Genomic DNA, 4,608 nt, shown 5'->3' on the forward strand with positions numbered 1-4,608 from the left:
AGAATCACTTCCATGTATCGTGCTCAATGATCTGATCGCAGTTTTCGAGAAAGGTTCCCTATTTAGTCAACAACGCCAATGGAAGGGCATAGACTTTGAAGGTCTTGTTGTATGATATGACGATTCGCTAGAGCTCGGTGTTAATTTTAAATAAGGAAGTTGCATGGAAAAAATAGAATTTTATATTTTGATAGTGAACCTAATATCTGGGTTAGCAGGGGCTGGCATTGCTCATTGGAAAGGAAGAAATAAGATACTTTGGTTTATTATTTGTGCAATAACAATTTTGATAGGTTTATTTATCATTTTAGTTCTCCCTAAAAGTAAAAAATCAGACGAAATTTCTGACTCGGAGCCTAAGAGTAGAAAGGGGTATATATCAAAATTCGTTTATGCTGCAGTGATAGTCGCAGTTGTATCAGTTTATACACTTAACCTAGAAGGGAAGAAGTCAGATATTGTATCGTTGGCTAAAGCTGAACTGATTTCTTTGTGCAACTCTGATAAGTCTTGTATTGAAAAAATACATGTTAAATTTGAACAATGTATTGAAGAGAACTTGTCTTTCACTAAAACGAGTAAATTAGGCAGAGATGTAAAATTAGATAAAGCATCTTTACAAACTTGTATAGATACGTAGATGAATTTAACAAAAAACCTCTGGCGCCTTCTTTTAAAAAAAAGCACAAAAGGTACCAGTGTGTTAGCTAAGTATTAATATTATGATGCTAAAACCTGCTAAAAAGCCAATCCAGCAAACAGTGATTCTTTGTTTGGTTACATTGTTGTTTACACTTCAAAAACATGGCGGTTTCATGCTGGGTTTCGTTTTATTATTATTAGCTCCATCATTTCTGAAAAGCTTGTATTTCATATTCGTAAAAAACCGAGAAAGAGAGCAACGGTCTATTCAAACGTTTCTTTGGGTTGTAAGTTGTTCGGTTGTAGTTATTCATCATATTCATTTACACAAAACAACTCAGGATTTTGCCGAGCAAGTTTCTAGTGCTGTTGTCACATACTATCAACAAAATGGCTTTTACCCAGACTCCGCTGAAGCATTGGATTTTGACAAACAAGCGTTAACTCACCACGGTTTGTATTATTCACATAAAAACGGAGCCCCATTATTATGGTATCGAGCAACTTGGATAGTCTATGACATTTACATGTTTAACTTTAACGATAATAGCTGGTGCTATCAGGCAAACTAATGCTAGTCAAGCCGAAACAAGTTGATGGTGTTCGCTCTGGCCTTGCCGGTCTCTACCGTGTTGGTGTACTCCTGATGAACGATTTTTTGCTGCTTGAAGGAAAGGGATACTGCCGAGGTGTCTCTTGTTAAATGCCATTCCAGTTGTTACAACTCGAAGTAAAAATAGATTTTACCATTGTCGGCGTTTTTCAAGCTGGTTGTCATGCTTACTGAGGTATTTCATTGCATCTTCGCGCTAGGTTAATAAGCCGTGCATGGCCTATATCGTTGGCATTTGGAATAGGGCTGATAATATCACTGATGGCGACCTTAGCTGGGCAATAGCGGCACCGCGGTCAGTTTAAATTTTATCACCGGCACTTTTGGTATTTGCGCCGAACTGATTACATCATCCGGCCGCATTATCTCCTTTTTTAAGCAACTTCGTTACTGACATTACTCGCATGTTCTATTGGTAGTGGCTTAACTCTGATATTGCCTTGAAGTTCATCGCTGTGAGGCGAATGCACCGTAGTGCGATTTCTGCGAGCATATTGATGAGCAAGAGAATATCGGTTACTGCGTAAGGCTGTGGTGTAAACCAAAGCCATAGGCAGTGCTTTACAATTGAGTAAGCACTTTAAACGGCACTCAATCAATGGCATCGGTTTTACTCCACTTCATACCTAACAAGCTGACACTCGTCGGTTAATATGAGGTGACATAATAAAGTGTTAAACCCCAAAACAGCCTTTTAAGTGAGCCGCTTAATCAGGTTTGTAATGTCGGTGTGGGCGTTATTAAGTGAATCAATATGGCGCTGATCACCGAACTCTTGATATTCACAGCGAATCTCATAGAATTTGTCTACGCCTAGGTATTGGCTTGCCACTTCAATGTGCGGCCCTAAATGATTCATTTTTTCTCTGATTCCACCGACATGAAAACCAAATTCACCACAAGATGTCATCAGTACCATCGTTTTTCCTGAGAGGGTTGGTTGAAGCGGATAGTCACCTCTGCCTAAGTCGAAAGAGAATGTTTTATTCACCCTTATAACCTGATCAAACCAAGCTTTTAACGTCGCAGGCATACCATAGTTATACATGGGGGTGGATAGCAATATCATGTCGGCTTCTGTTACTTCATCGATTAATTCATCTGACAACGAAATAAGTGTGTTTTGCTCAGCTGTTCTTTGCTCTTCGGGGGTAAATGCTGCCGCAATCCATGCCTCATCAATAAAACCGGGTGGTTTTTCGGCGAGATCCCTATAGATAACTTTTGTCGTTGGCATTTTCTTTGTCCATTGCTCTCTAAAGCTGTCAGCAAGCATCCTGGATATTGAATTTCGGCTCGTTCTCGATTTATCTAATGATCGTGCACTGGTGTCTAAGTGGAGTATTGTTGGCATGAAGACCTCTGCTAGATATGCTCAATTAATTTATGTGCGTAAGATGTTGCGCTTAAATCGCATTTTTGACAAACGAGCAATATTCGTTTATAGGTGATTTATATTCATCTATGGTGCTTTGTAATGTTTTCTCATTTACCTCAGTTAAACAGTATTAGAGTGTTTGACTCAGCTGCAAGATTATTGAGCTTTAAGGCTGCTGCCGAAGAGTTAAACGTGACGCCTACTGCGGTGTCACATCAAATTCGCGCTTTGGAGGAAAAGCTTGGGACGTTACTCTTTGAGCGAAAAATACGAGCTATTTTACTCACCCCTGAGGGAAAGAAACTTGCGCGAGTTGCTTGTCATTCTTTACAGGAGATAGCGGATGTTTTAGAAGAAATATCCGATAACCAGACCGTACTGACAGTCAGCACTACGGCATCTTTTGCGGCCCAATGGCTAGTGCCAAAGCTTGATGGCTTTCGCCAGCTTCATTCCGACATTAATGTTGTGATTAAAACAGGCCAGCATCTTGAAGATTTGCAAAAAGACAGGCGAATTGATTTGGCTATTAGGTACGGAGAGTTTGATTCACAAGTTAACAATGCGACAAAGCTTGTGACCGAACGTGTTGGCATGTACGCAACAAAGCAATACTTACAAGATTTTCCAATTATTGAAGAAGCGAGGCTGATTGAAACGAGGTGGCAAAATCCAAGCTTACAGCCCATAACATGGAAGCAATTTTTTCAGAATAAAAAAACCAATAACATGCAATTAGACATTCGGTCTTTTGACCAAGAGCATCATGTTATTCAAGCGGCTTTAGCAGGGCAGGGAATTGCGCTTGTCAGCTCATTGCTGGTGCAAACAGCGCTGCAACAAGGATGGCTAAAACAACACCACAACGGTGAGTTTCTTAAAGGGTTAACCTATTACGTTTTGACCCCCTCTCATCTTAAAAGCAGTCGTAAAGTAACCTGCTTTTGCGACTGGTTGCAGAATGAGTTGAAAGAACATGCCTAACCAAGTCTTGAGTTTGTAAATTGCTTTTAGGTGGCAAGCCACCGGAGCCATTGTCTGTGATTCTACACGTTTGAAGTCCCAACAGCGTGAATTATGAATTCGAAAGCGTTGATATTCTCGAAGGATTAAACTTTAACTTATTGAACATTTATAAGTTAATGATTGGTGCTTGTTAGGCTTTGAAGTCATTGAGGTATCGTTAGCAGGCTTTATACAACATTGGTTTGTAAATTTTAAAAGATATGGTCACTGCTCACTGCTTAAACGAAAAGAGTGCGATTTTGATGACTCGATAAGAGAGCTCTTATAGTTACCTAGGTGTTTCGACAAGCGTGAAGACATAACAGCTAAAAATATCCAATAAACACCTAAGCTCTTTCTAGGCTATTGTTATTTTATCTCTTTTTTTATTGGCGTTTTAAGTGCTAATAAGTACGCGCGGTAAGTTTAGCTTGTGAGAGAGCATGCGTGGCTTTACACCTGCGCAGTGGATTTTAGCAATGTGTTTGGTTTTTGCTAGGTAGGTTCGCCATTACTTTTTTTAAGGGCTGTACAATATGAATAACATAAAGAAACATTTTTTGATTTTTGCCTTTTTCGCTGTGATCCCTATTGCGCTAGGGTATGGCATTTCTCCAAGTTGGTTTGCGTCCACTTTTCTTGGCATAGATGCAATAGATATTAATATTGCCCATATATTAAGGGCCATCATGTGTTTGTATATCGGGCTGGGACTTTTTTGGCTGTTCTCTGCTTTTAACTCACCTTATCGAAACCCTGCCTTGGTGACTGTAATGGTTTTTGCCGGCGGCTTGGTCATTGGCCGAGTGATAAGTTGTTTGGTAGACGGTATTCCGCAACCGATTTTACTTTTCTACATTGGGTTGGAATTTGTCTTTGTGCCCGCTGCTTATTCAGGGCGGGATCGCACTTTTTCAACGAATATGATCTAATAGGCTCAAACCCGTAAATCGATACGAATTTTGAGCCT

The 4,608-nt window shown here is 39.9% G+C and carries 6 protein-coding genes; 4 read left to right on the forward strand and 2 right to left on the reverse strand.

The window, feature by feature from the left end; all coding sequences use genetic code 11:
* Positions 1-163: 163 nt before the first annotated feature.
* Positions 164-640, forward strand: a complete 477-nt coding sequence (locus D1Z90_RS20090; RefSeq protein ID WP_119912562.1) for a hypothetical protein — start codon at positions 164-166, stop codon at positions 638-640.
* Between the two features lie 82 nt (positions 641-722).
* Positions 723-1,214 carry a hypothetical protein gene (locus D1Z90_RS20095; protein WP_119912563.1) on the forward strand — a complete coding sequence of 164 codons (492 nt, stop codon included), beginning with the start codon at positions 723-725 and terminating at the stop codon, positions 1,212-1,214.
* Between the two features lie 415 nt (positions 1,215-1,629).
* Here D1Z90_RS20095 and D1Z90_RS20100 read toward each other — a convergent pair whose 3' ends face one another.
* Both D1Z90_RS20100 and D1Z90_RS20105 read right to left on the reverse strand, forming a co-directional pair.
* A complete protein-coding gene (locus D1Z90_RS20100) occupies positions 1,630-1,860 on the reverse strand; it encodes a hypothetical protein (RefSeq protein WP_119912564.1) in 231 nt (76 codons plus the stop codon).
* A gap of 89 nt (positions 1,861-1,949) precedes the next feature.
* Entirely contained in the window at positions 1,950-2,609 is a 660-nt protein-coding gene (locus tag D1Z90_RS20105; RefSeq protein ID WP_119912565.1) for an FMN-dependent NADH-azoreductase, read from the reverse strand.
* Between the two features lie 123 nt (positions 2,610-2,732).
* On the opposite strand from D1Z90_RS20105, the gene D1Z90_RS20110 reads away from it, so the two are divergent.
* On the forward strand, positions 2,733-3,617 hold the full coding sequence (locus D1Z90_RS20110; protein ID WP_119912566.1) for a LysR substrate-binding domain-containing protein: 885 nt from the start codon (positions 2,733-2,735) through the stop codon (positions 3,615-3,617).
* Between the two features lie 557 nt (positions 3,618-4,174).
* Entirely contained in the window at positions 4,175-4,570 is a 396-nt protein-coding gene (locus tag D1Z90_RS20115; protein ID WP_119912567.1) for a DUF4345 domain-containing protein, read from the forward strand.
* Positions 4,571-4,608 lie beyond the last annotated feature (38 nt).

This window comes from Motilimonas pumila (assembly GCF_003596335.1).
Classification (GTDB): Bacteria; Pseudomonadota; Gammaproteobacteria; order Enterobacterales; family CBDFNC01; genus Motilimonas; species Motilimonas pumila.

Bases quoted from the DNA above. Each gene is read 5' to 3' on its own strand.
- D1Z90_RS20090 (WP_119912562.1), top strand. From the start codon at position 164: ATGGAAAAAATAGAATTTTATATTTTGATAGTGAACCTAATATCTGGG.
- D1Z90_RS20095 (WP_119912563.1), top strand. From the start codon at position 723: ATGATGCTAAAACCTGCTAAAAAGCCAATCCAGCAAACAGTGATTCTT.
- D1Z90_RS20100 (WP_119912564.1), bottom strand. From the start codon at position 1,860: ATGCCATTGATTGAGTGCCGTTTAAAGTGCTTACTCAATTGTAAAGCA.
- D1Z90_RS20105 (WP_119912565.1), bottom strand. From the start codon at position 2,609: ATGCCAACAATACTCCACTTAGACACCAGTGCACGATCATTAGATAAA.
- D1Z90_RS20110 (WP_119912566.1), top strand. From the start codon at position 2,733: ATGTTTTCTCATTTACCTCAGTTAAACAGTATTAGAGTGTTTGACTCA.
- D1Z90_RS20115 (WP_119912567.1), top strand. From the start codon at position 4,175: ATGAATAACATAAAGAAACATTTTTTGATTTTTGCCTTTTTCGCTGTG.